Below are 25,932 nucleotides of genomic sequence, written 5' to 3'. Positions count from 1 at the left end.
GCGGGGGTGCCCTGCCCCCGCCTCAGTTCGTCACGATCTCGCCAAGGGCCTTCAGGAAGAAATCGGCATTGTCACGGCTGAAGGGCAGCGGCGGGCGGATCTTCAGCGTATTCGCATAAAGCCCGGCGGCGCCGATCAGGATGCCCTTGTCCTTCAATGCGTTGATCGTGCGGCTGGCCTTGGCGGCGTTTGGCGCGCCGGTTTCGGGATCAATGAAATCGAGGCCGATGAACAGCCCCGCGCCGCGCACCTCCCCCATGGCCGAAATCCGTTCCCCAAGATCGAGAAGGCCATCGCGGAAGTAGGTGCCGACCTCTCTCGCATTCTCGATCAGGCCCTCGTCACGGATCACGTCAAGAACGGCGAGCCCGGCCGCCGCCGCGACGGGATTGCCGCCAAAGGTGTTGAAATAGCCCGTCTCCTCGCAAAACCCGGCCAGCAGGTCGGGTCGGGTCACGACACCCGCCATCGGGAAACCGTTGCCCATCGGCTTTCCCATCGTCACGATGTCAGGCTCGACGCCGTGGCGACCGAACCCCCACATCCCGGCGCCCGTGCGGCCAAAGCCGGGCTGCACCTCGTCCGCGATGAACAGGCCGCCCGCCGCGCGCACGGCCGCGACCGCCGGCGCAAGAAAACCCGCGGGGTCCGGAAAGATCCCGTCGCTCGAGAAGATCGAGTCGACGATGAGCGCGGCGACACCGATTCCGGCCTCGTTCAGGCTGGCGGCGGCCGCGGCCACCGCGCGGTCGAAGCCCGGCTCCTTCGGGGCGGGGACCAGACGGACATGCGCGGCAGGCCCACGCGATTTCCATGCCGAAGGCGAAATCTCGTTCACGGCGGCAGAGTTGCCATGATAGGCGGCCTCGGTCACGATGAAGCCGCGACCGCCCGTCCCCGCCTCGGCGATGCGCATCGCAAGGTCGTTCGCCTCGGTTCCCGAGCAGGTCATCACCAGATTCGACAGGCTGGCCGGCAAGGTTTCCAGCAGCCGCTCGGCATAGTTTTCAACGATCTTCGTCAGATAGCGCGTATGTGTCGTGAGCGTGGCGGCCTGTCTGGCGATCGCCTCGGCGACGCGGGGGTGACAATGCCCGACCGAGGGCACGTTGTTGTAGACATCCAGATAGCGCCGGCCATCCGACGCCGTCAGCCAGACCCCCTCGCCCTTCACCATCTCGATCGGTTCCGCGTAAAACAGGACCGAGCTTCGCCCCGCATGCCGCTGGCGCGCCTGAAGCAGCGCGCTTTTTTCCCCGGGCGCAGTCGGATCGAAGCGGTTCAGGTTCAGAATCTGCGTCTTTCCCGTCATCTCCTGCCCTCATGCTCCAGAAAGGCGCGGGCAAGGGCGACCGTGCCATTGGCGTAATCCGGCAGTGCGGCGGCCGTGGGCGTTTCAGAATGGGTGGCAAGCCACGCCGTCAGCTGGATGCGGCGCAGCATCACGAAGGCGGGCAGCATCGCCTCGACCTCGGGGGCGAGCGGCGCGACCGAGCGATAGCCCTCGACCCATGCCTGCCGGAGCGCGGGAAGGGTCGGGTCGTCCTCGATAAAACTGACCGAGGCGGCGAAGTCATAGCCGAACCAGCTGAAACCGCAGTCGTCGAAGTCGATGACGAACAGGCGTTCACCCGAGACCAGAAGGTTCGCGGCCCGCATGTCGCAATGCACCAGACCGAAGCGGTCGGGGCCGTGACCGAAGGCGTCGGTCAATTCCTTCAGCCGTTCGGCCGCCGCCGCGATCACCGCATGCCCCTCGACATCGAGCTGCCCGGCGAGGCGCCAGTCGCCCCACCATGCCTTGGGACCGATGGTGGTTTCCCAGTCCCAATGCTTGCGCTCGAACCAGTCGGGCGGTGAGAAACGATGCGCATGGGCGTGCATCTTCGCGGTGATCGCCCCCAGCACGCGAAACCAGCGCGCAAGATCCGCGTCGGCATCGGGCGCATGCCCCGGAATGTATTCGAAACAGGCGGCAAAACGTTCTTCGTTCCCGTCGCGAAAGGCCCGCAGGAGCGTGCCGTCCAATGCCGCGACCGGCGCGGGCGTGTCGATGACACCTTCGGCGCGCAACGCGGCAATCCAGGAAAGCTCGCTCTCGATCTGCACCTTGGAATGATAGCCGGGGCGGTGGACGCGGAATACGCGCTTCGCCCCCGATGGCTCCTCGACAAGGAAGGTCGCGTTCTCCGAGATCGTCAGCAGCCGGACCGAGGCATCGGCTGCCACCCCCCATGCCGGCAAGGCCGTCCGCAGCCCGCCCTCGAGCCTCGACAGAACATCCCCTGCGTAAAGCATCCTGCCTCCGGTTGCCGAAATCATCTGACGCAGATGCAACACTTATTTTGTGGCATTGGCAACATGCGTATGACCGAAATGCAATAATTTTGCCCTGACGGGGCCTTGTCACAGAACGCACCGTCTGGAAGGATTCACATGTGCATCAGAGGGTTAAGAGGTCGGGATGAGCAAGCCTGCGCCTGCCCTCCATCGCATGACAGCTGGAAATCCTGAATGGCGCGCTGAAGCAGCCTCGATCGTTTCTGATCCGCCTTCACCTCATGATCAGTTCCGTGGGTTCGGCCCCTGATCTCACCCAGCCGGGGCAAAATGGCACGTCAATAACGGTCGTTTTTGCACGCCGGCTGATACGAGATCATCCTACGGCACCCCTTCTGAGCAGTCACGTTTGCGGGTCAGCGGTTCAGGTGGGATGCATGAGCAAGCCAGTCCCGCTGCGCCGAACCGCGCAAGGGGAGCGACGGGACAGTGACGACCGGCTGCCAATCGGTCCTTGTCACGGCCAATGCCGTGACGGATTCCGATGCGGGACTAGGCGGCGCTTACGCGGGGTCAGCTGTCCGGTGTTCCAGCCCACCTTGATCACTGTCGGCACAAGAAAATCCACATGTTGATTGGTGCCCGATCTTGTTTTCACCAGATGACTTAGTAAAGTTTCCGAAATATCTGAGCACCAGATGTGACATCCAGGCTTCAATCTTCTCGCCATGAACGGGACGTGCCCTGTTTCCGACAGACCGCCCCTCATCCCATAGAACCGCCCGGCTGATCCGGCGACCATGGCCGAAGCAGATCAAGGCAAAGATGCGGTCAGGGCCCGCGACCCTGCTCACGAACCGCCTGCGCCCATGTCATGCGGCGGCCCGGCCCTGCAAGACCGCGGCGGCAAGGGCCGCGACAATGACCACACAGCCGTAACCCGTCGCCGTGCCGACCAGATGGAAGGTCTGGACCAGAACCCCGGCCAGCACCGCCGGAACGGAAAAGGCGAGATAGCTGACCGTGAAGATCGCGGCGAAAAGCTCGCTGCGCTCGTCCGCCTCGACCAGCGGGGCAACGGACCGGACCGCGCCGTAGAAGCTTGCGCCGAATCCCGTCCCGGCAATGGCCAGGGCGATCAGATAGAGGCGCAAATCATGCAGCCCGATCGCGCCGAGCGTCAGCGCCGTCCCGATTGCCAGCGCGAGGGTGCCGTAGCGCAGGGTCGTGGGTGCCGACAGGCGCCGGGCGAGGAAACAGGCGACCGCCCCCGCTCCGGCAAGGAGCGCAACGATGGCCCCCTGCTCGACCGCGTGATGCAGGCCGAAGACCTGGGCCACGATCTGCCCCCCGAGGGACAGATACAGCCCACCCGTCGCCCAGCTTGCGAACAGGGCCGGCGCGATCCGCCAGAACGACGATCGCGCCGGAGCCGGAATGCCCACGCGCGGCAGCAGAGCGCGCCAGAGCCCTTCATGCCGCGGCGAGGTTTCCGGAAGGGTCCAGACAAGGGCCGCGAAAATCAGGCAGATCACGGCGAGCCCGTCGAAGACGGTCCGGTGGGCATCGGGCAGCACATCCAGCGCGATGCCCGATATCAGCGCGCCGGCGCCGAGGCCCAGCAGCGGCAGGATCGAATTGCAGATCGCCGCAAGACCGGGCGCCTGCACGGGCTCCAGATCGACGGTCGTGGCCGACAGGGTGGAGAGCAGGACGCCGCATGCCACCCCCTGCAGCGCGCGCGTGCCGAGCAGAGCGGACACGCTGCCGGCCTGCCCGAACAGAAGCGCGAACAGCGCCAGTATCAGGAACCCGGCGGTCAACACCGGCCGGCGGCCGAGATGATCCGACAGCGATCCGGCGATCAGAAGCGTCGCCAGCACGGTGACCGCATAGATCGCGAAGATGACGGTCAGCAGGGCGGGCGAAAAGCCGATCTGCGCCTGCAAGGCCGGATAGAAGGGCGAGGGCATGCCTGCACTGGCCATGACCAGCGCACTGCCCGATGCCACCATGACGAAGGGCGCCAGCCCGGCAGGTTGCACGCGGAGGAAGGACGGCATGGCAGGCTCCTATGGTTCGAATATGTTCGAACCATCTATGACTGGCCTTTCGCCACGGTTCAACTATATTCGAACCATGCAGCAAGCGACCCCTTCGACAGACCTCCCCCACCCCGATGCAGACGAGATCCAGCTCGGCGCGGTTCTGTTCGCGCTCAGCGATCCCGCACGTCTGGAAATCGTGGCGCAATTGCGCGATGGACCGATCGAAATGGCCCGGTGCCACCTCAATGATCCGGATGTGCCGAAGTCGACGAAATCGCATCTGATGAAGGTATTGCGTGAGGCTGGCGTCATCCGGAATGTGGCGCAGGGCCGGGGACGGATCCTGTCGCTTCGGCGCGAGGAGCTTGAACAACGCTTCCCCGGGCTTCTCGACGCCGTCCTGAACGCCCGCGGATAACAGGTATCAGGCCCCGGCGACAGCGCGGGCGAACGGCCGCGACGCCGGCCGGCCCGCGCATCGGAGGCCGTCAACGGCCGGTCCCCTCTCCCCCGCCGATCCAGCGGTCGAACGCATCGAGCCGCGCATAGGTCGCCGGGCGCAACTTGCCCCATTTGGACCTGTCGCAGACCAGATACCGCTGCTGCGAGCGGGCAAGCGCGGCACGCTTCACCGGCACCTCATGGAAATGAAAGCAGGTGACGCCTTCGGTCTCGTGCACGCCCGCGGCCGAAAAGAAGCCCTTGGTGATATTGATCCGCCCCAGCATCGCCACCGCCTCGTCGGAGGAAAAGCTTGCCGTTTCGCGGTGATAGAGACCGGCCAGCAGGATCAGGGTCACGCCCTGCAGCCGCGCCACGGCTTCGGCGATGTTCAGCGCCTGCGTGACCACAGTGATATGCGCGTTCTGCGGCACCCGTGCGGCCAGGCAGGGTGTCGTCGTTCCGCAATCCAGAAAGATGGTATCGCCCGGCTCGATCAGCGCGGCCGCCTCCGCGGCGACGATCTGCTTGGCCGCGGCCTCGCGCGTTTCGGCGGCGGTCAGCGAGTAGCCTTCCGCCCCTTCCTGGGCGCGCATGACATAGCCGCCCAGACAGACAAGCCCCCCCGCCCCTTCGCCAAGATCGCGGCGGATGGTGATCTCCGACGCGCCGATGCGACGCGCCGCATCGGCGATATGCAGGATCGTCCCGGCCCGGCAGAGCTGGTCCAGCGCCGCTATTCTGTTCGCCTTGCCCGATGGTCTGGCCACATCGCCCTCCGGTTGCGCCTCCGTATCGCCTGCCGAAGTTTCGATTGACAGAGGCACCATAGTTTTGAATGAATAAAATCATATTGAATCGATGAGATCAATATGCGCAACCGCATCGTGGCCTGTTGAGGAGCGGCGCCCCGATGTACGCAGGGAGGAAATCCGATGAAGAATCTGCTGACGTCAGCCACGCTGGCGCTGTCCATGATTGCTGGCCCGGTGCTTGCCGATCAGGTCGTGGATGTCTCGAAGGTCAACAAGGAACTGATCGCGACGCAGGATGGCAAACATTATACCATCGCGACGGTCGTGAAGGTCGACGGCATCGCCTGGTTCGACCGGATGCGCGACGGTATTTCACAGTTCAAGAGCGACACCGGCAACGATGTCTGGATGGTCGGGCCGAGCCAGGCCGACGCCGCCGCCCAGGTGCAGCTGATCGAGAATCTGATCGCCCAGGGCGTCGATGCGATCTGCGTCGTTCCCTTCTCGGTCGAGGCGGTGGAGCCGGTTCTCAAGAAAGCCCGTGACCGCGGCATCGTGGTGATCACGCATGAGGCCTCGAACATCCAGAACACCGATTACGATCTGGAGGCCTTCGACAACCTGGCCTATGGCGCGAACCTGATGAAGGAACTCGCCAAGTTCATGGGTGAAAAGGGAAAATACGTCGCTACGGTGGGATCTCTGACCTCCAAGAGCCAGATGGAATGGATCGATGGCGCCGTCGCCTACCAGAAGGAGCATTTTCCGGACATGAGCCAGGTGGGCGGTCGGCTCGAGACCGCCGACGACGCGGCCATCGACTACACCAAGCTGAAGGAGGCAATGACCACCTACCCCGACATCACCGGGATTCTGGGCGGGCCGATGCCGACCTCGGCCGGTGCCGGGCGACTGATTTCCGAGGGCGGGCTGAAGGACAAGGTGTTCTTCGCGGGCACCGGGCTGCCCTCGGTCGCGGGGGAATACCTGCAGAACGGTGACATCCAGTATATCCAGTTCTGGGATCCGGCCGTCGCGGGCTATGCGATGAACATGCTCGCCGTGGCCGCGCTGGAGGGCAGGAAGGACGAGATCAAGCCCGGTCTGAACCTTGGCCTGACGGGCTATACCGAGCTGTCGGCCCCCGATCCGCAGAGCCCCCACCTGCTTTACGGCGCGGGCTGGGTTGGCGTCACCAAGGACAACATGGCCGAATACGATTTCTGATCGGATCCTGTCACGAAGGGGCCCGCGTGGCCCCTTCCCCGGCCCTTTGCGGGCCTTATCCAAGCCGGGCGAACCATGTCGGATTATCTGATCGAGCTGAAGAACATCGGCAAGCGCTTTGGCGGCGTGCGCGCGCTGGAGGATGTGTCGCTGGCGATCCGGCCGGGCGAGATCCATTGCCTCGCGGGCGAGAACGGTTCCGGCAAATCGACGATCATCAAGGTGATGTCGGGCATCTACACCCCCGACGAGGGCGAGATCGTCATCGACGGCGAACCCGTCGGGCGGCTCGATCCGATCCGCGCGGTGGGACACGGCATTCAGGTGATCTATCAGGATTTCTCGCTGTTCGGCAACCTGACGGTGGCCGAGAATCTGGCGCTGAACACCTATCTGCTCGAAGGCCGCTCCCGCATGGACTGGCACCGCGCCCACGAAATGGCGCGCGACGTGCTGGCGCGCATCGGCGTCGCCATCGATCCGGATGCCGAGGTCGGCAGCCTGCCCACCTCGGGCAAGCAGATCGTGGCCATCGCGCGCGCCATCCTTGCCAGGGCGCGGCTGATCGTCATGGACGAGCCGACGACCGCCCTGACCCGGCACGAGGTCGAGGCGCTGTTCACCATCGTGCGCGACCTGAAAGCGCAGGGGATCGCGATCCTGTTCGTCAGCCACAAGATGCGCGAGATGCTGGAGATTTCCGAACGCCTGACGGTGTTCCGCAATGGCCGCAAGGTGGCCGAGGGTGCGATGCGCGATTTCGACGAGGCCACGATCACCCACGCGATGACCGGCCTCGACCTGACCGACGATCCCTATCGCCCCGAAATCCCCGACGGACCACCGCTGCTGGAGGTGACCGGCCTGTCCGTCCCCGGCACGGTCGAGCGGGTCGCCCTGTCGCTGCGCCCGGGCGAGATCGTCGGCATCTCCGGCCTGATCGGATCCGGCCGCACGGAGCTTGCCCGCGCGCTCTTCGGGATGGAGCCAAGGATGACCGGAGAGATCCGCCTCGACGGTCGCCCCGCCCGGCCGCGCTCGGTGCAGGAGGCCATCGCGCGGGGCATCGCCTATGTGCCCGAGGATCGCCTGACCGAAGGGCTGTTCCTGCCGCAGTCGATCGAGCGCAATCTGGTGGTCTCGATCCTCGACCGGCTGCGGCGGGGGCTGTTTCTGGACCGCCGCGCGGTCCGCGCCCGGACCGCGGAGATGTTCGCCGCGATGCAGATCGCCGCGCCATCGCCCGAAACCCCGGCCGGGAACCTGTCGGGCGGCAACGCGCAACGGGTGATGCTGGGGCGCTGGCTGCTGACCGGCGCGCGCGTCCTGATCCTGAACGGGCCGACGGTGGGGGTCGATGTCGGCTCCAAGGCGACAATCCACCGCATCATCCGCGACCTCGCCACCCGCGATGGGCTGGCGGTGCTGATGATCTCGGACGACGTGCCGGAACTGGTCACCAACTGCAACCGGATCCATGTCATGCACCGCGGCCGCTTCGTCGCCGAGCTGGCCGGGGCGGAGATGACCGAGACCCGGATCAACGACACCCTCAAGACACTGACCTGAGGCCGCCGATGAAAATCCTGAACTCCACGGAATTCGTCATTGCCTGCGTGCTGGTTGCCGCAATGGTGCTGATCGGCCTCGTCAATCCCGCGTTCTGGGGGTTCGACAACCTGTTCAGCCTTGCCAAGTCCAACGTCGTGATCGGCATCATGGCGCTTGGCGTGCTGCTGGTGATGATCTCGGGCGGGATCGACGTATCCCTTCCATCCTTCGCCGTCGCCGCGCTCTACATCGTGGTGCGCGCGATGGTCGAGCTGAACTATGACGGTGTGCTCCTCCCCTTCATCGCGGCGGCGCTGATCGGGCTTGTTCTGGGCGCCTTCAACGCGCTGATCATCGAGCGCTTCCGCATGATCCCGCTGATCGTCACACTGGGCACGGCCTCGATCGTGCGAGGGCTGCTGCTCGGGCTGATGGGAGCCTCGATCGTCAACATCAACAAGATGCCGAAGGAGCTGATCGCCTTCGGCAAGCACGATCTCGTGACGGTGCAGGCCGCGAACGGGGCGAGCTACGGGCTGACGGCGATGGTGCTGGTCTATCTCGGCCTCGCGGTGGCGATGCATCTGGTGCTGCGCTACACGATGATCGGACGGTCGGTCTATGCCTATGGCACCGACGCCGAATCCGCGCGCCGCGCCGGCTTCAACACCCGCCGCACGATCTGGTTCGTCTATTGCACGGCGGGGCTGCTGGCGGGCCTGGCCGGGATGCTCCACACCTCGATGATCTGGCAGGCGAACCCACGCGATTTTCAGGGCCTCGAACTCGACGTGATCGCGGCGGTGGTGCTGGGCGGAGCCTCGATCTTCGGCGGGCGGGGATCGGTGCTCGGAACCCTGATCGGCGTGTTCATGCTGGTGATGGTCAAGAATTCACTGATCCTGCTGAAGGTGGACACCACCTGGCAGCGTGTCGTCGTCGGCATGATCATCGTCACGGCGACCGCGATCACCGCCCGGCGCGATCGCCGGAAACTGGCCTGAGGAGGTGGAGCCATGACCACGACCCCCGAAACCCGGCCCCTGATCCGCCGCCTTCTGGGCAGTGACGCGGCCATAGCGCAGCTTGTCGTCATCACCGTGCTGATCTTTGTCGCGATGACCGCGATGAACCCGGACAAGTTCCTGCGTTACTACAATTTCGAGTCGATCTCCTACATCATGCCGGAACTGGGCATCCTGTCGATCGCGATGATGATCGCGATGCTGACCGGCGGCATCGACCTGTCGGTGGTCGGGGTGGCGAACCTTGCCGCCATCGTCGCCGGGGTCTATTTCCGCATCCCCGCCGTGCAGGAGGCGATCGGTGCCGGAGGCGCCGGCGTCGTGATGCATACCGTGGCGGCCGTGCTGATCGCGCTGCTGGTGGGGCTGGCGGCAGGGGTGATCAACGGGCTGCTGATCGCACGGCTGCGGATCATCCCGATCCTGGCCACACTGGGGACCGGACAGATCTTTGCGGGGCTGGCGCTGGTGCTGACCGGCGGGCCGGCGATCGTGGGCTTTCCGCAGACCTGGGCCTGGATCGGCACCGGCAAGATCCTTGGCCTTGCGACGCCGCTGTGGGTGCTGATCGTCGTCGCCCTGCTGGTCGCGGTCGCGCTGACGCGCACCACCCTGGGCGTCAGCCTGATGCTGATCGGAACGAACCCGCGCGCCGCGATCTTTGCCGGCATCCGCTCGGGCCGGATGATCCTTTACAGCTACATGCTGACGGGGGTGCTCTCGGCCATCGCGGGGGTGCTGCTGTCGGGGCGCACCAACTCGGCCAAGGCGGATTTCGGCGCCTCCTACCTGTTGCAGGCGGTGCTGATCGCGGTGCTGGGCGGCACCAATCCGGCGGGCGGCAAGGGCCGGGTGCTGGGCGTCCTGCTGGCCCTGATCGCGCTGATGCTGCTGTCCTCGGGGCTGCAGATCATGCGCATGTCGAACTTCCTGATCGACGCGGTCTGGGGCGGCTTTCTCGTCGTGGTCATCGCCATCAACTACCTGAGGTCGCAGAAATGACGGATATCTGCATTCCCCTGCCGCCCGAGGCCTTTCCCGCGCATGGCGAGCGGATCATCGCGCAAGGCGGCGCCTTCACCGCCACGGCGTTCCGCTACCCCTCGGGGGTCGAGGCGCTGACGATCCGCAACGCGCGCGGGCATGTGACGCTGCTGCCCTTCCTCGGCCAGATGATCTGGGACGCGGTCTTCGACGGGCGCCGGCTGACGATGGGGAACGTTTTCCCCTTTCCGCGCGCCGGGGCCTCGATCCTCGAAACCTATGGCGCCTTTGCCTATCACGCGGGGGTGCTGCGCAACGGCACGCCCGGCCCCGCCGACAACCATCCCCTGCACGGCGAGATGCCCACCGCGCGGATGGACAGCGCCACGCTGATCTTTGGCCAAAACGCGGGCGGAGATTTCGCCGAGCTTGGCGGGACCTGCGAATATGTCATGGGCTTCGGGCCGCATTACATGGCGCGGCCCCGGGTCCGGCTGCATCCGGACAGCGGCCTGATCGACGTGGAAATGGCGGTCGAGAACCTCTCCGCGCATCCGATGGAGCTGATGTACATGCTCCACGCGAATTTCGATTTCGTCGCCGGGGCGCGGATCGTGCAGCCCGCGCCCTTCACGCCCGAACGCACGCAGGTGCGCCGGACCGTGCCGGGGCATGTCACGCCCTCGCCCGATTTTCTCGCGCTGCTCGACGATCTTGCCCGCGCCCCCGCGCGGATGGAGGTGCTGGATGAACCCGACCTCTATTCCCCCGAGCAGGTCTTCTACATCCGCGCGCCCGGCACCGATGACACGGGCCGCACCCGCATGCTGATGGAGCTGCCCGATGGCATGGCCTTCTCCGTCGGTTGGCGACCGGAGGACCTGCCCTTCTGCGTACGCTGGATCCTGAACGACGGCGATGCGCAGGTCGCGGCCTTCGCGCTGCCGGCCACCTGCGAGCCCGAGGGCTACACCGCCGAAAAGGCCAAGGGCAACGTGCGCCTGCTGCCGCCGGGCGCGACGGCGCACTTTCCCGTCACGCTCGGGCTGCTCGGCCGCGACGAGGCCGCCGCCGCCCGGGCCGCGATCGCCCTTATCCGAAAGGACTGAGCCATGACCCACTCCAGACCCGGCCGCATCGCGGTCGTCGGCTCCAACATGGTCGACCTTGTGACCTACATCACCCGGATGCCCGCGCCGGGCGAAACCCTCGAGGCCCCGGATTTCGAGATCGGCTGCGGCGGCAAGGGCGCCAATCAGGCGGTCGCGGCGGCAAAGCTGGGCTCGGCCGTCAGCATGGTGACCAAGGTCGGCTCCGACCTGTTCGGTGACAACACGATCCGCAATCTGGACGATCACGGCATCGACACCCGCCATGTCGGCAGGGTGGCAGAGAAATCCTCGGGCGTGGCGCCGATCTTCGTCGATCCGACGGGCGAGAATTCGATTCTGATCGTCAAGGGCGCGAATGCCGATCTGTCGCCCGCCGATGTCGACGCGGCCGAGGCAACCCTGCGTGCCGCCGATCTGATCCTGATGCAGATGGAAGTTCCGCTCGCCACCGTCACCCATACCGTGCGGCGCGCCGCCGAATGGGGGGTGCGCACGATCCTGAACCCGGCCCCCGCCCCCGCCGGCCTGAACGTCGACGACCTGCGCGACCTGAGCTTTCTCATCCCGAACGAGAGCGAGCTGGCGCTGCTCTCCGGCCAGCCCACCGGCACCGAGGCCGAGATCGAGGCCGCCGCCCGCGGCCTGATCGCGCGCGGGATCGGCACGGTGATCGTCACCCTCGGCGGACGCGGGGCGCGGCTGATTTCGCGCGACGGGGTCGTGAAGATCGCCCCCGTTCAGGTCGCGCCCGTCGATACGACCGGCGCGGGGGATGCCTTCATCGGCGCCTTCGCGCATTTTCTGGCGGCGACCGGCGATGTGGAACTGGCCCTGAACCGGGCCGCGCGTTATGCCGCCCATTCGGTGACCGGACGCGGCACCCAGAAATCCTACGCGACGGCGGCGGCCTTCGACGCCTTCTGCCGCGCATTTCCCGAAACCGCATGAGGGCCTTTGCCATGTCAGACAGCCACCCGCGCAATCCCGGCACCGCCCTCGCCCCGGACTGGTTCGACGAGGTGCAGGTCAACCGCTCCGCCGCCGAACGGCGCGCCGCCACCCTCGCCGCCAGCCGGTCCGTCAAGAAGGACCATCAGGCGGCATGGTTGTTGCGCGCGATCCAGTGCATCGATCTGACGACGCTGGCGGGCGACGACACACCGGGCAAGGTGCGCAGGCTATGCGCCAAGGCCCGGCAGCCGGTGCGCCCCGACCTGCTGGCGGCGATGGGCGTTGCGGACATCGGCCTGACCACCGGCGCGGTCTGCGTCTATCCGACGATGGTGCCCCATGCCGTGCGGGCGCTGGAGGGATCCGGGATCCCGGTCGCCTCGGTCGCGACAGGCTTTCCGGCGGGCCTGACGCCGTTGCCGCAGCGGCTGGCCGAGATCACCTATGCCATCGAACAGGGCGCTGCGGAAATCGACATCGTGATCACACGCGCGCATGTTCTTCTGGGCAACTGGACGGCGCTGTATGACGAGATCGCCGCGATGCGGGCGGCCTGCGGCCCGGCGCATCTGAAGACCATCCTTGCCACGGGTGAGCTGGGCACCCTCACGAATGTCTATCGCGCCTCGATGGTGGCGATGCAGGCGGGGGCCGATTTCATCAAGACCTCGACCGGGAAGGAGACCGAGAACGCCACCCTGCCGGTTTCCCTGACCATGCTGCGGGCCCTGCGCGACTATGGCGCACGGACGGGATACCGGATCGGCTTCAAGCCCGCCGGGGGGCTGCGCACCGCCAGGGACGCGATGAACTGGCTTGCCCTGATGAAGGAGGAGGCCGGCAACGACTGGCTGAAACCCGACCTGTTCCGCATCGGCGCCTCGTCGCTTCTGGCGGATATCGAGCGGCAACTCGAACACCATGTCACCGGCCGCTATGCCGCCGCCTCCCACCACGCCCTGAGCTGAGGCCCACAGATGAGCATCAAGGACATCATGGAAAGCATGGATTACGGCCCCGCGCCCGAGGCGGTGACGGATGCGAAAGCCTGGCTCGCGGCCCGCGGCGGCCGGCTCGGCCATTTCATCGACGGGGCCTTCTCCGGCGCCGATCAGGCGGCGATCGAGGTCGAAAACCCCGCCACGGGCGAGATCCTTGCCCGCATTCCCGCCGCCGGTCCGGCCGAGGTGGACGCCGCCGTCGCCGCCGCGAAGACCGCCTTCCCGCGCTGGTCGCGGCTGACGGGGTTCGAGCGGGCGCAATACCTGTATGCCATCGCGCGCGGACTGCAAAAGCGCGAGCGGTTCTTTTCGGTGCTGGAAAGCCTCGACAACGGCAAGCCGATCCGCGAAAGCCGGACTGCCGACATTCCGCTGGCGATACGGCATTTCTACCATCACGCCGGCTGGGCCGCAGCGCTGGACAGCGAGTTCCCGGGGCATGAACCGCTTGGCGTCTGCGGACAGGTGATCCCGTGGAATTTCCCGCTGCTGATGCTGGCGTGGAAGATCGCGCCCGCGCTGGCGGCGGGGAACACCGTGGTGCTGAAGCCCGCCGACCTGACGCCGCTGACCGCCACCGCCTTTGCGGAACTCCTGTGCGAGGCGGGCCTGCCCAAAGGCGTCGTCAACATCGTCCACGGTGGCGGCGAGACCGGCGCCCTGATCGTGCGGCACCCGGACGTGGCGAAGGTGGCCTTCACCGGCTCCACCGCCGTCGGGCGCGAGATCCGCCGCGCCACCGCCGGCTCGGGCAAGCGTCTGACGCTGGAACTGGGCGGCAAGTCGCCCTTCATCGTCTGCGCCGACGCCGATCTGGATGCGGCGGTCGAGGGCGTCGTCGACGGCATCTGGTTCAATCAGGGCGAAGTGTGCTGCGCGGGGTCCCGGCTGCTGCTGCAAGAAGGCATCGCCGAACGTTTCCTGACCCGGCTGCGCGCCCGGATGGACAGGATCCGGCTGGGCGATCCGCTGGACAAGTCGACCGACATGGGCGCCATCGTCTCGGGCAGGCAGAAGGCCCGGATCGAGGCGCTGCTGCGCGATGCCCGGGCCGAGGGCCATACCCTTGAACAATCCGCCTGTCCGCTGCCCGCCCGCGGGCATTTCGTGGCGCCCGGCTTCTTTGCCGATACCGAGCCGGCCGCCACCGTCTCGCAGGTGGAAATCTTCGGCCCGATCGCTGTGACCACCACCTTCCGCACGGTGGATGAGGCGGTGAGCCTTGCCAACAACACCGCCTACGGCCTCGCGGCCTCGGTCTGGTCCGAGAATGTCAACGCGGCCACCGAGCTTGCGGCGCGGGTGAAGGCGGGCGTGGTCTGGATCAACGCCACCAACATCTTCGACGCGGGCGCGCCCTTCGGCGGGATGAAGGAAAGCGGTTTCGGCCGCGAGGGCGCGCGCGAGGGGATGTCCGCCTATCTGCGCCCCGCCGGGGGCAAGCGCCGCGCCGCGCTGAAACCCGCGCCCGTCGATCTGACGGCCTTCACCGGGACCGAGGCTGTCGGCCCCGGCCTGATCGACCGCACGATGAAGAACTATATCGGCGGCGCGCAGGCCCGTCCCGACGGCGGCGCAAGCTATGTGGTGCGTGGGCGGAAGGGCGAGGCCCTCGGTCTGGCCCCGATCTCGGGCCGCAAGGATATCCGGAACGCGGTCGAGGCGGCGCTGAAGGCAGGTGGCTGGGCCGCGAATGCGCATGCCCGGGCGCAGGTGCTGTTCTTCATGGCGGAGAATATCGCCGCGCGCGAAGCCGATCTGGTCGCCGCGCTGGTGCAGGCGGGGGTGAGCAGAGCCGACGCGGGCGCCGAGGTTCGCAAGACGCTGGAGCGTGTCTTCTATTACGCGGGCATGGCGGACAAGGACGATGGCCGCATACACGCGACGAAGCCGCGCCACCTGACGCTGTCGGTCAAGGAGCCTCTGGGCGTGGTCGGCGTGGTCGCGCCGGATGAGGCGCCGCTCCTGTCGCTGATGTCGCTGATCCTGCCGCTGATCGCGACGGGAAACCGGGTGGTGGCGGTGCCCTCGCCCGCCCATGCGCTGATCGCGCAGCCGCTCTATCAGGTCTTCGACACCTCGGACCTGCCGGGCGGTGTGGTCAATCTCGTGACCGGTGAACGCGACGCGCTGGCGGCTGTTCTGGCCGATCACGACGCGGTCGACGGGCTTTGGTATCACGGTCCCGCCGAGGGCGCCGCCGGGGTCGAGGCCCTGTCCGCAGGCAACCTGAAACAGGTCTGGACGAACGGCGGACTGGCCCTCGACTGGCTGGACGATGCGACGGCGCGGGGGCGCGACTGGCTCGACCATGCCACGCAGGTCAAGACGATCTGGCTACCCTATGGCGCATGAGGCCGGCCGGCCAATGTAAAAAGCGCATGAGCCAAGAGCACCGCTCCGTCGCACGGACGGACCGGCCTTACCCGACCAGACCGCATCCAGACCGCGCGACCGCGACGGTTTCCAGCGCGTCCATGGGCCGGGTGACGGCCGGCTCGCCGATCTTGTCCAACGCGCCGCCGGGGATGCCCTTCAGGAATTTTGTTGGGATGAAAATCCTGCGATACATGTCCTTGTTGAACGAAACAAATCACCGCCGTAGAAGTCACTTCAGGCAAAGAGTTGGCCAATGGACTCGACCGATGACCTGTTGCGCATGGTGCGCGCCGCCGAGCCGGAGCTGACGCCCAAGCTGCGCGGGATCTGTCGGCTGATCGAAACCGATCCGGTGATGTTCCTCCGCTCCGCCGCGGGCAAGCTCTGCACGCATACCTCGGAGCCCACGCTGATCCGGTTCTGCCAGCGGTCCGGTTACGCGGGCCTTGCCGATTTCCGCATGATGGATGCCGCCGATCGCGTCATCCTGCTGGCCGACAGCGCCGGGTTCGGAAAGCCGCGCCTGCACCGGATCCGCGCGATGGAACATGTGTCGGTTCTTGTGACCGATCTGCCGTCCGACCATGAAACCGCCTGCCGTATCCGCGACCGTGGTGTACAGGTCGTCAGCACAATCGAGGAACCTGCCCTATGATCGCCCCCATGATCGATGCCGAAATCTCCGGGATCCGGCGCGAAATCCACGCGCAGCCGGGTATCTGGCGCACATGGGCGGAGCCGTTGGCCGCGAGATCCGCCGAGATCCGCCGCTGGATCGCCGCAAGGGGGATCGAGCGGGCGCTGTTTTGCGTCGCGGGAACCTCGGCCTTCATCGGCCTGACGCGCGTGGTGACCGGGGTGACGATCTCTCCCCTGAACGCCCGGAGCGCATGATGGCAACCGACCTGCTTTGCGGCGCGATCGACCTGGGCGGCACCAAGATAGAGGCGCGCCTGTTCGACGGCGCGATCGAAACGGTGAAAACCCGGCGCATCCCCACCCCCACGGCGGATTTCGACAGCTTCATCGCCGCGCTTGGCGATCAGATCGTCTGGCTGTGCGAGATGGCCGCCGATCCCGCGCTGCCGGTCGGGCTGGCGCTGGCGGGCTGGATCGACCCGGCGACGGGGAACGCCTTCGCCTCGAACATCCCGGTCACCGGGCGCGCCATCGGGGCGGCGCTTGCGGACCGCTTCGGGCGGCGCTTTCCGCTGCTGAACGACTGCATGGCCTTCGCCTATTCCGAGGCCCATGGCGGCGCGGGCGCGGAGGCGGAGGTCGTGCTGGGCGTGATCCTCGGCACCGGCATGGGCGCGGGGCTGACCGTCCGGGGGGAGTTCCCGCCGCGCCTGAACGGCGTCGCCGTCGAGATCGGCCATGTCGGCATGCCGGCCCGCGCGCTGGCGGAATTCGACCTGCCGGTCTGGCCCTGCGGCTGCGGCAAGGCGGGCTGCATGGAACGCTACGTCTCGGGCACCGGGCTGGCGGCGCTGGCGTGCCACAGGCTCGGCCGCGAGGTGACGGCGCCCGACCTGATCGCGGCGGCGGCGGGTGGGGACCGGCCCGCGGCCCGGGTGCTGGAGATCTGGGCGGATCTGACGGCCGAGGCGCTTCTGTCGCTGCAACTGATCCTCGATCCGGGCTGCATCGTTCTGGGCGGCGGCCTGTCGAACATGCCGGATGTCGTCGCGCGCCTGACCCGCGCTTTTGACGCCCGCAGGCTCGGCCCGATCACGCCGCCGCCGCTTCGCCTTGCCCGCTTCGGCGACAGTTCCGGGGCCCGCGGCGCCGCGCTTTACGCCCGCGCCCAAAGCCGCATCAAGCCTGACGCCGAAGCGCCAGCAATCAAGGGAAATGAACCATGATCCGTCTTGTCGCCGCCGAGGAAACCTTCCTGAACGGTGCCCTGCACAGGGGATATGTCGCCGAAATCGACGCGGGCGGCATCCGCCGGCTGCGCCCCCGCCGCTCGGACGAAACGCCCGACCTGAACGTCCGCGTCCTGATGCCCGCCGGGATCGACCTGCAGGTGAACGGCGCGGGCGGGGTCATGCTGAACTCCGACACCAGCGCGAACGGCATCGGCCATATTGTCGCGACATTGCGCCGGCTTGGCACGGGCTGGGTGATGCCGACGCTCATCACCTGCGAGGGCGACCGCATCCTGCGCGCCGCCGAAGCCGCCGTCGACAGCCTCGGGATGGAGGGGTTCTACGGCCTGCATATCGAGGGGCCGCACCTCAACCCCGCGCGCAGGGGCACCCACAGGCTCGACTATGTCCGCCCGATGGATGCCGATACGCTGAAGGCGCTGGAGATCCTGCGCCGCGCTGATGTTCCGGTGATGCTGACGCTGGCGCCCGAGGTGGTGCCCGCGGAAACCATCCGCCGCATCGCCGATATGGGGGTGATCGTCTCGGCCGGGCATACGGCGGCAACGGCGGATGAGGTGAAGGCCGGGCTGGCCGCCGGGATCACCTGTTTCACCCATCTTTACAACGCGATGCCGCCGATGACCTCGCGCGAGCCGGGGGTGGTGGGCACGGCCATCGGCTCGACCGCCCATACCGGGATGATCGTCGACGGCCATCACGTCAGTTGGGAAATGGCGGGCATCGCATGGCGCGCGCGGCCCTTGGCGGACCGGGTGTTTCTGGTCTCCGACGCGATGTCGACCATCGGCGGCCCGGATCATTTCGAGCTGTATGGCGAACGGATCGAGGTCCGCGACGGCGCGCTGGTCAATGCGGCGGGCGCGCTTGCCGGGGCGCATGTCGATCTGCTGACCTGCCTGCGCAATCTGGTGGTGCATGTGGGCGTGCCCCTCGCCGAGGCGATCCGCGCGGTGACGATCGTGCCCGCGAATGTCATGGGCCGCACCGCCCCCACCCTTGCGGCGGGCACGGCACCGGAGGAATTCGTGATGCTCGACGCGGATCTCCGGCGCGTCATGCCGTGACGCCCATGCCTTCAGGGGCGCCCCCCATCATCAACGCGGGTCAAGTCCCGCGCAATCGCCGGGAATGACCCGTCAACCGCGATGACGGATCGGCTCCCGCCGCCCGAAATGGCGCCCCCCGCATTGAAGCGCGCGAAGGGCGCGCTGCTGATCCCGCCCCTCCACTTCCGGGCCCGGCCGTGATCCGCGTTCGCGGATACAGACCGCGCAGGTCCAGAGGGCCGATCGTCGTGCGAAAGATTTTCATCTTCCTCACCGCGATGACCAAAAACAAGCGGACCGGGCAGGAAAACCGCGCGATCGCGCCACCCGACCCGAGCCAACGCACCTCCATGCCCAACCTGGAGATGGACGGGACCTTTCGACGGGCTCGCTTGAACGACAGACAAAGCCTTGGCCGCAAAAGGGGCGGCCCGCACTTTCCCGCCTCCGGATCGTTCAAAACCTCGTCCCGGATCATTCAAGACCTCCGGATACCCTTCCGCTAGCCTTTTCAATCTGAACGGCAGCAGCCGTCAGCCGCGAGGGGGAGGTCCTTGCGGCAAAATGGGAGGAAAACAGATGAATGTCGCAGTTTACATGGGCCGCGCGCGGCCCGTAACGAAATCGCCTGTCGTGCTGGACGCGCTGATCATCGGGGCCGGCGTGGCCGGGCTCTATCAGTTGCACCAGCTGCGCCAGCAGGGATTGTCCGTGCTGGCGGTGGATGCCGCCTCGGATGTCGGTGGCACCTGGCACTGGAACCGCTATCCGGGCGCCAAATTCGACAGCGAGAGCTATATCTACCAGTATCTCTTCGACGAGAAGCTCTACAAGGACTGGACCTGGAGCGAACGCTTCCCCGCCCAGCCCGAGATCGAGCGCTGGATGCATTACATCGCCGACCGGCTGGACCTGCGCAGGGACTGCCTCTTCTCGACCACGGTGACCGAGGCCCGCTGGGATGAGGCCCGCAGCCGCTGGACGGTGAAAACCGATCAGGGCGATGTGTTCGACACGCAATTCCTGATCGGTTGCTGCGGCATGCTGTCGGCGCCGCTGGAAAACCGCTTCCCGGGCCAGCAGACGTTCAGGGGCCGGATCTTCCACACCGCGCGCTGGCCGCAGGAGCCGATCGCGCTGGCCGGCAAGCGCGTGGGCGTCGTCGGCAATGGCGCGACCGGCATTCAGGTCATCCAGACCATCGCCGATCAGGTCGGCGAGCTGAAAGTCTTCATCCGCACGCCGCAATATACGCTGCCGATGAAGAACCCGAAATACGGCCCCAATGAGGCCGCCGCCTACAAGGCGCGCTTCGACGAACTGAAGCAGAATCTGCCGCGGACCTTCACCGGGTTCGAGTATGATTTCAAACACAGCTGGAACGACCTGACCCCCGAACAGCGGCTTGAGGTGCTGGAGGAGATCCATGCCGACGGCTCGCTGAAACTCTGGCTCGCGGGCTTTGCCGAGATGTTCTTCGACCCCGAGGTGAGCGAGCAGATCTCGGAATTCGTGCGCGGCAAGATGCGGGCGCGGCTGAAGGATCGGCGGCTGATCGACATTCTTGTGCCCGGCCCCGACGATTACGGTTTCGGCACCCATCGCGTGCCGCTGGAGACCAACTACCTCGAAGTCTATCACCGCCCCAATGTCCATGCCGTCAGCGTGAAGAACAACCCGATCGCCGAGATCGTGCCCGAAGGCATCCGGCTGGAAGACGGCACCGTGCATGAACTGGACGTCATCATCCTCGCCACGGGGTTCGACGCGGGCTCGGGCGCGCTGAGCCGGATCGACATCCACGGTCGCGATGGCCATGTCCTGCGGGAAGACTGGAGCCGCGATATCCGCACCACGATGGGGATGCTGGTGCATGGCTATCCGAACTTCCTGATCACCGCCGCACCGCTGGCGCCCTCGGCGGCGCTTTGCAACATGACGACCTGCCTGCAGCAGCAGACGGAATGGATCTCGGGCCTGATCGGCTGGATGGGCGCGCATGGCAAGACCGTGGTCGAACCCACCGCCGAGGCCGAAGAGGACTGGGTGCGACACCATGACGAGACGGCGAATGCCAATCTGATCTCGCGCACCAATTCCTGGTATGTCGGCTCGAACATCCCCGGCAAGCCGCGCCGGGTGCTTTCCTATACCGGCGGCGTCGGCACCTACCGCGCAAAATGCGACGAGGCCGCGGCGCAGGGCTATCGCGGCCTTGCGACCCGATAAGACGGGGCGGGCGGGGTCATCCCCCGCCCGCGCTTCAGCCCGATTTGCGGAAAGCGGCCGGGGTCATCCCGGTTTCGCGCATATAGACGCGCGTCAGATGCGCCTGATCGGCGAAACCGCACAGGGCCGCGATCTCCTTGACCGCCAGATGCCCCCCGGCGAGAAGCCGCCTTGCCCGCTCGACCCGGCGCATCATCACATGGCGGTAGGGCGGCATGCCGAAGCTCTTGCGAAAGCGGCGGGCGAACAGATCCGTGCTCATGCCGAGCTGCGTGGCCATGTCACCAAGCGTCATGGGTTCGCTCAGATGATCCTCGATATAGTCCCCGATCCGCCGCATCTCGGCCGGGCTGAGACGATGGCTGGACACCCCCGCCGGCAGCACGACCGAGGCATAGCGGCGCAGGATATGCACGCAAAGCGCCCGGCTCAGCGATTCCACGTAAAGCGCACCGCCGATCCCCTGCTGCCCGGCCTCCTGCGCGATGGCCTCGATCACTCCGGTCATCACCGGATCATCGGTGCGCAGCACATCGGCCAGCTCGACCTCGCGCACATGGCAATCCATCGCCTCGCCCGCCACCTCGGCGAGCAGACCGGGCGCGAGATAGAGATGCGTGACGGTGATCGGCTCGCTCCAGCGCCATTCCGCGCGCTGCGCCCGGGTCAGAAGAGAGACCGCGCCCGGCCCCAGCGTATCCGTGGTCCAGCGCCCGCCGAAGCGGCGCTGCATCGGCGTCACCCCTTTGCCGTAAGAGACCAGCATGAAATCCGACAGCGCGGGAACCACGCTGTCCTGGCCCAGATAGTGATAGCGGCGCAATCCGACCCGGCGCCAGCCGCGGTCGTCGCCATGCAACAGAAGATCGCCCGGCACCCATTCGGGCAGCCGGTCGGGTGAAACGGTATCCTGCATTTCAGCCCCCATTTCTCTGAGAGGCGCAGGCACGACTGTCATGCCTTCGCCCCAAGGGAGAGCGGAAGCGGGCCGCCGGTTCTGGCGGCCCTCCCCAGGGTCTCGGTCTCAGGCCGCCTTGGCGCCTTGCAGCGCGGAATAGACCGCCGATTCCAGATTCAGATAGCCGGTGAACGAGGTCGCATCGCCAAAGGGCAGGATCTGGGTCGCCCAATAGCCGCCGATGCCGTTTTGCCGGTCGATCCAGTAGAACAGATTGGCAAGGCCCGCCCAGCCGATGGCGCCTTTCGGGCGCCCGGTCGGAGCCTGTTCCTCATTGGTCATGAAGGTGTAGGACCACCCCTTCTTCAGGCCCGGGAAGAACTCGGCATCATTCGACAGAGACGGGATCACGCCGGGCAGCATCCCGACCTTGTGGCGGCTCTCCAGCCCGTTCCTCACCGCCCATGCGACGGTCTCGGGCTTCAGCACGCGGCCGTTCGGTCCGGCACCGTCATTCAGCCACATGCGGATGAATTTCATGTATTCGCCCACCGTCGAATAAAGCCCGTGCCCGCCGCAATCCACCTCGGGCGCGTCGGGCAGCGCGAAATCGTCCAGCGGCGTCAGGCTGCCGTCGGCGTTTCGCGCATGCATGGTCACGGTGCGCGCCTTCATCGCCTCCGAGCGGGTGAAGCCGATTTCCTCCATGCCGAGGCGGTCGAAGATCCGTTCGCGGCAGACCTCGCCAAGGCGCTTGCCGCGGATTCCCTCGACCACCTGCCCCGCCCAGTCGATATTCGTGCCATATTCCCAGACCTCGCCCGGATCGCGCAGAAGCGGCGTCTCGATCGAGGCGCGCGAACAGGTCACGACACTGGGCTGGCCATGTTCCTCGGCCATGCGGCGATAGTTTTCATTGAAGAAATCATAGCCGAACCCGGCGGTGTGCAGCAAAAGCTGGCGCGTGGTGATGTCGGATTTCGGCGCGCGCAGCTTCGGCTGGCCATCGGCGTCGAAGCCCTCCAGAACCTGAAGCTTACCGATGGCGGGCGCGTAATTCTTCGCCGGCGCATCAAGATCGAGCAGCCCCTCCTCCACACATTGCAGCGCGGCGGTGCCCGCGATCGCCTTGGTGGTCGAGAAGATCGCGAAAACGCTGTCGAGACCCATCGCAGCGCCGCCGAGACGACTGTCGCCCGCCGCCCCCTCCCAGATGTTCTTCTCGCGATCAGTGATCATGGCAACCACGCCGGGAACCCGCACCGGGCCTGTGGTCACATCTTTCAGAACCGCGTCCAGCGCGGATGACAAATCGGCCATCTTCTCCTCCCTAAGTCGATGGTGACTTTCAGACTGCGGGACGCGCGCGCATTGCGCTATCCGGTTTCGGCAGCCTCTGTCCCGGATCGGAAGCGAATTTTCCCGCCCTAGCGGCGCCCCGGGGCACGCGCCAGCGTGGCCGACGGCGGCTCGCCAAAGCGTGCGCGGTATTGCCCGGCCATCGCCCCGAAATTCACGTAGCCCCAGGCCGCCGCAATCGAGGTGACGGTCTCCTCCGGTCCGGCGGCCAGCAGGGCCTTGCGCAGCCCGCCCAGCCTTTGCGCGCGCAGGAAGTCGCGCGGCGCGATGCCGCGAAAGCGCTGGAACCCCTCGGACAGGGTGCGCGCCGAGACACCGATCCGGCGCGCAACCTCGCCGATGGTCGGGGCTTCGTGCGCCAGGCTCTCCATCAGCATCTCGGCCTCGCGCACATAATGCGGCGCGGCGGCGCGGGCGCCGGCCTGCAATTGCACCCCGGCGCGCTCGGCCCAGTGGTACAGCAGGTCGAGGCAGATCATCTCCTCCAGATGCCGCGCGAGCGGCGCCTGCGGGCCAAGGTCCGCGCCCGAGCGGATGGTCTGGGTCAGATAGACCAGCAACGCATGCCAGCGCGAGCCCGGCCCGCCAAACCCGGTCCGCTTCGTCCAGAGCCGGTCGTCGGGGATGAAACCGAACCAGCGATGCGCCACCTCGGCCATCGCCTGGTGCGGGATGGTCAGGTTCAGCTGGAAATGGTCGGGATCGGCATCAAGCCAGTAATCGGTGCGGCTGCAATCGACGACAAAACTCTCGCCTGCGCCGGTATGGGCGACGGTTTCCTCGGTCTCTTTGTGCCGCAGCGCCCCGTTCAGCGTGGTCAGAACAAGGATATTCCCCGCCTCGGGATCGAACTGATCCAGATGCACCGGCACCCCGTAAGAAAACCGCGTGACCTTGATGCGCGCCACCTCGGCCCGTTGCAAGGTGGCCGCGGGGCGGATCAGCCGGCCCGAGGTCCGAAGCCGATAGGGCATATAGACCCTGCGGCAGAACTCATTGACCTCGTCCCAGTCACGGGACGTGCCATTCACAGCCTCCGGCATGGCCAGAAGGGGCATATCGGCATTGAGCATACCACCCCTCCCCTGGCAGCCTGCACAATGGCTTATTCTTGCAGGTCAGGCGCCTTGGCCCAAGAAAAATCTTGCGATCGGCGGATATGTTTTGGGCTGTCTGCGCAGCTTCCGGCACGGCTGACCCAGAACCATCCCCGAAGCCTTGAGATTATCTCGACCGGCACCAGCCCGGCTGCTCTGACCTGGCCCTGCACATTTCGCCACCTGCCCGCGTCTCTGGGAGTACCGGAATTCTGACCGCTGCTCGACCAGAGCCAAGCTCCATCGAGCAGTTGAGGACTTGATCGGCCGCCTTGCGCAGCGAGATCCGGCCCACGCTCGTCGCCCCGATGAAGGAGATTTCCCACACGCGCAAATCGTCGATCATGACGTCGACCACTTCGGAAGTGGCAGAGCTCGTCACCACGTTGACATCCCCCGGCGGCACATCCGCCTCCGTCAAGAGCGTGGCAAGCATATAGGCGGTAACAGGTCACGAAGCTGATGGCGTTCATGATCATGGCTGCTGCTGACGACGATTGCCCCCGGCATGTCAAAGGCGGCATGGCTATTGCCGCGACCTGCCTCGGCTGACGGGTCGAGCGGCCTCACGTCTCGTAAGGTAGGTCCGGTGCGATCCGTACCGCCTCACACCGCTTTCCAGCGCGGGCGCAAGTGCCTGTCTGTGATCAGCGTATCGACATCGGTCAGATTGGCAATGCGCGCAGGTGCCGACCGGTGGAACTTGCCATGATCCGCCACGATGAAACGCCGCCGCGCCTGCCACAGGATCGCCTGACTGACCCGCACCTCCGAGAGATCGAAATCGAGCATATCACCATCGGCATCGACGGCCGAGCACCCCATGACGGCGAAATCCGGCTTGAACTGGCCAAAGAACTGCGCCGTCAGATTGCCCAAGAGGCCACCGTCGGCGCGCCGGCGCGTGCCGCCCGCCACGATGATCTCGCAGCCCGGGCTGAAGCGCAGGATGTTGACGATATTGATGTTGTTGGTGATCACCGTCAGGTTGCTGTGCTGCGGCAGCGCCTGCGCCACGGCCTCGGTGGTGGGGCATCGTTCATTCGCCGTGGAAACGGATGCCCGTGCCGTCGATCAGCAGGTTCAGGGCTGGCCAGCACACCGATCGGGATCTGCACCGCGATCAGCGTCTGACGGCGGTGCAGGGTCGGATAGTCCGGTACCGGCCATTTGATCAGGCTCGCGACCAGGCCGACGGTCGGGCGAAGTGGCAGGCCGAACAGGACTTTCAGCGTCAGGCAGGTCTGAATTGCATTCGTCGGGAAAACAGTCCCCCGAACTGTTTTCTGATCCGCCTCATTCCGAGAAGGCCTCTGGCTGCGCTTGCCGGATCTGTCGGCGTGCCACGAAGCGCGGAATGGAGAGTTCCCTGCGGGCGAACCCGCTCGACATTCGGGGGCAATATGAGAAGCAGCTGAAGGACTTGCAGGAGGCCTATGGCGAGGCCATGCTGGAGCTGCGTGCGCGAAAAATACCGGGCCCTGCTGGAATGAGCCATTGGATCGCCATCGGTCCGAGCCCAATGGCGATGCGCCCTCGCATCGAGGCGATCCCGTCCGTGGCCACGGCCCCGAACGCTGGTCGACCGACGTGTGCCGGGTCTGGGCGGGGCGGGATGGCTCGCACTGGCGCTGGTCATGGATTGCCACACCCG

21 protein-coding genes and 3 pseudogenes are annotated in these 25,932 nt (G+C 66.4%); 14 read left to right on the top strand and 10 right to left on the bottom strand.

Annotated elements, in window-relative coordinates; all coding sequences use genetic code 11:
* Nucleotides 1-22: 22 nt before the first annotated feature.
* The 3 genes from D2T30_RS09390 to D2T30_RS09380 all read right to left on the bottom strand — a co-directional run bounded on the left by D2T30_RS09390 (nucleotide 23) and on the right by D2T30_RS09380 (nucleotide 4,343).
* Nucleotides 23-1,312: an aspartate aminotransferase family protein gene (locus D2T30_RS09390; protein ID WP_128208657.1), complete on the bottom strand. Its 1,290-nt coding sequence runs from the start codon at nucleotides 1,310-1,312 to the stop codon at nucleotides 23-25.
* On the bottom strand, nucleotides 1,309-2,298 hold the full coding sequence (locus D2T30_RS09385) for a phosphotransferase enzyme family protein (protein ID WP_128208656.1): 990 nt from the start codon (nucleotides 2,296-2,298) through the stop codon (nucleotides 1,309-1,311). The genes D2T30_RS09390 and D2T30_RS09385 overlap by 4 nt, the downstream gene beginning before the upstream one ends.
* Nucleotides 2,299-3,152: 854 nt before the next feature.
* Complete coding sequence (locus tag D2T30_RS09380; RefSeq protein ID WP_128208655.1) at nucleotides 3,153-4,343, bottom strand: MFS transporter; 1,191 nt, start codon at nucleotides 4,341-4,343, stop codon at nucleotides 3,153-3,155.
* Here D2T30_RS09380 and D2T30_RS09375 point away from each other — a divergent pair.
* Nucleotides 4,342-4,746, top strand: coding sequence for an ArsR/SmtB family transcription factor (locus D2T30_RS09375; RefSeq protein WP_241560524.1), 405 nt, complete (start codon nucleotides 4,342-4,344; stop codon nucleotides 4,744-4,746). The genes D2T30_RS09380 and D2T30_RS09375 overlap by 2 nt on opposite strands.
* 70 nt (nucleotides 4,747-4,816) lie before the next feature.
* On the opposite strand, the gene D2T30_RS09370 is transcribed toward D2T30_RS09375, so the two are convergent.
* Entirely contained in the window at nucleotides 4,817-5,539 is a 723-nt protein-coding gene (locus D2T30_RS09370; RefSeq protein WP_128208654.1) for a DeoR/GlpR family DNA-binding transcription regulator, read from the bottom strand.
* A gap of 165 nt (nucleotides 5,540-5,704) precedes the next feature.
* Here D2T30_RS09370 and D2T30_RS09365 point away from each other — a divergent pair, with 165 nt between their 5' ends.
* From D2T30_RS09365 to D2T30_RS09305, 13 genes are all read left to right on the top strand, one after another.
* Nucleotides 5,705-6,751, top strand: a complete 1,047-nt coding sequence (locus tag D2T30_RS09365; protein ID WP_128185521.1) for an autoinducer 2 ABC transporter substrate-binding protein — start codon at nucleotides 5,705-5,707, stop codon at nucleotides 6,749-6,751.
* A 75-nt stretch (nucleotides 6,752-6,826) separates the two neighbouring features.
* Nucleotides 6,827-8,320, top strand: coding sequence for a sugar ABC transporter ATP-binding protein (locus D2T30_RS09360; RefSeq protein ID WP_128208653.1), 1,494 nt, complete (start codon nucleotides 6,827-6,829; stop codon nucleotides 8,318-8,320).
* Nucleotides 8,321-8,328: 8 nt separating this feature from the next.
* On the top strand, nucleotides 8,329-9,306 hold the full coding sequence (locus tag D2T30_RS09355; RefSeq protein ID WP_128208652.1) for an ABC transporter permease: 978 nt from the start codon (nucleotides 8,329-8,331) through the stop codon (nucleotides 9,304-9,306).
* A 12-nt stretch (nucleotides 9,307-9,318) separates the two neighbouring features.
* A complete protein-coding gene (locus D2T30_RS09350) occupies nucleotides 9,319-10,329 on the top strand; it encodes an ABC transporter permease (RefSeq protein WP_128208651.1) in 1,011 nt (336 codons plus the stop codon).
* The gene (locus D2T30_RS09345; protein ID WP_128208650.1) at nucleotides 10,326-11,420 is read left to right on the top strand and encodes an aldose 1-epimerase family protein; all 1,095 of its coding nucleotides are present in this window, start codon (nucleotides 10,326-10,328) and stop codon (nucleotides 11,418-11,420) included. Before D2T30_RS09350 ends, D2T30_RS09345 begins: the two co-directional genes overlap by 4 nt.
* Nucleotides 11,421-11,423: 3 nt before the next feature.
* The gene (gene rbsK, locus D2T30_RS09340; protein ID WP_128208649.1) at nucleotides 11,424-12,371 is read left to right on the top strand and encodes a ribokinase; all 948 of its coding nucleotides are present in this window, start codon (nucleotides 11,424-11,426) and stop codon (nucleotides 12,369-12,371) included.
* Complete coding sequence (gene deoC / locus D2T30_RS09335) at nucleotides 12,368-13,342, top strand: deoxyribose-phosphate aldolase (RefSeq protein WP_128208648.1); 975 nt, start codon at nucleotides 12,368-12,370, stop codon at nucleotides 13,340-13,342. The genes rbsK and deoC overlap by 4 nt, the downstream gene beginning before the upstream one ends.
* Before the next feature lie 9 nt (nucleotides 13,343-13,351).
* Entirely contained in the window at nucleotides 13,352-15,730 is a 2,379-nt protein-coding gene (locus D2T30_RS09330) for an aldehyde dehydrogenase family protein (RefSeq protein ID WP_128208647.1), read from the top strand.
* Between the two features lie 277 nt (nucleotides 15,731-16,007).
* Nucleotides 16,008-16,409 (top strand): hypothetical protein, encoded by a 402-nt coding sequence (locus tag D2T30_RS09325; protein WP_128208646.1) that lies wholly within the window; start codon nucleotides 16,008-16,010, stop codon nucleotides 16,407-16,409.
* A gap of 8 nt (nucleotides 16,410-16,417) precedes the next feature.
* Nucleotides 16,418-16,648 (top strand): hypothetical protein, encoded by a 231-nt coding sequence (locus D2T30_RS09320; protein WP_206612904.1) that lies wholly within the window; start codon nucleotides 16,418-16,420, stop codon nucleotides 16,646-16,648.
* Nucleotides 16,648-17,619, top strand: coding sequence for an ROK family protein (locus D2T30_RS09315; RefSeq protein WP_164884264.1), 972 nt, complete (start codon nucleotides 16,648-16,650; stop codon nucleotides 17,617-17,619). Before D2T30_RS09320 ends, D2T30_RS09315 begins: the two co-directional genes overlap by 1 nt.
* Nucleotides 17,616-18,713, top strand: a complete 1,098-nt coding sequence (locus D2T30_RS09310; protein ID WP_128208644.1) for an N-acetylglucosamine-6-phosphate deacetylase — start codon at nucleotides 17,616-17,618, stop codon at nucleotides 18,711-18,713. Before D2T30_RS09315 ends, D2T30_RS09310 begins: the two co-directional genes overlap by 4 nt.
* Nucleotides 18,714-19,274: 561 nt before the next feature.
* Nucleotides 19,275-20,924 carry a flavin-containing monooxygenase gene (locus tag D2T30_RS09305; protein WP_241651233.1) on the top strand — a complete coding sequence of 550 codons (1,650 nt, stop codon included), beginning with the start codon at nucleotides 19,275-19,277 and terminating at the stop codon, nucleotides 20,922-20,924.
* A gap of 34 nt (nucleotides 20,925-20,958) precedes the next feature.
* Here the strand turns inward: D2T30_RS09305 and D2T30_RS09300 are convergent, their stop codons facing one another.
* The 6 genes and pseudogenes from D2T30_RS09300 to D2T30_RS09275 form a co-directional block, all read right to left on the bottom strand.
* Nucleotides 20,959-21,840 carry a helix-turn-helix domain-containing protein gene (locus D2T30_RS09300; protein ID WP_128208643.1) on the bottom strand — a complete coding sequence of 294 codons (882 nt, stop codon included), beginning with the start codon at nucleotides 21,838-21,840 and terminating at the stop codon, nucleotides 20,959-20,961.
* Between the two features lie 108 nt (nucleotides 21,841-21,948).
* A complete protein-coding gene (gene acmB / locus D2T30_RS09295) occupies nucleotides 21,949-23,142 on the bottom strand; it encodes a methyl acetate hydrolase AcmB (RefSeq protein WP_128185543.1) in 1,194 nt (397 codons plus the stop codon).
* 107 nt (nucleotides 23,143-23,249) lie between these two features.
* A complete protein-coding gene (locus D2T30_RS09290) occupies nucleotides 23,250-24,254 on the bottom strand; it encodes an AraC family transcriptional regulator (RefSeq protein WP_128208642.1) in 1,005 nt (334 codons plus the stop codon).
* Nucleotides 24,255-24,405: 151 nt separating this feature from the next.
* Nucleotides 24,406-24,717 (bottom strand): annotated as a pseudogene (locus D2T30_RS24095) (aldehyde dehydrogenase family protein); the annotation flags it as partial.
* A 167-nt stretch (nucleotides 24,718-24,884) separates the two neighbouring features.
* Nucleotides 24,885-25,298, bottom strand: a pseudogene (locus D2T30_RS09280) (sugar phosphate isomerase family); the annotation flags it as partial.
* 22 nt (nucleotides 25,299-25,320) lie between these two features.
* Nucleotides 25,321-25,624 (bottom strand): annotated as a pseudogene (locus D2T30_RS09275) (transposase); the annotation flags it as partial.
* Nucleotides 25,625-25,932: the final 308 nt, after the last annotated feature.

Source organism: Paenirhodobacter populi, from assembly GCF_004022215.1.
Taxonomy (GTDB): Bacteria; Pseudomonadota; Alphaproteobacteria; order Rhodobacterales; family Rhodobacteraceae; genus Rhodobacter; species Rhodobacter populi.
Note: the sequence above shows the minus strand (reverse complement) of the source record. Positions and strands in the feature narration are given on the sequence as shown.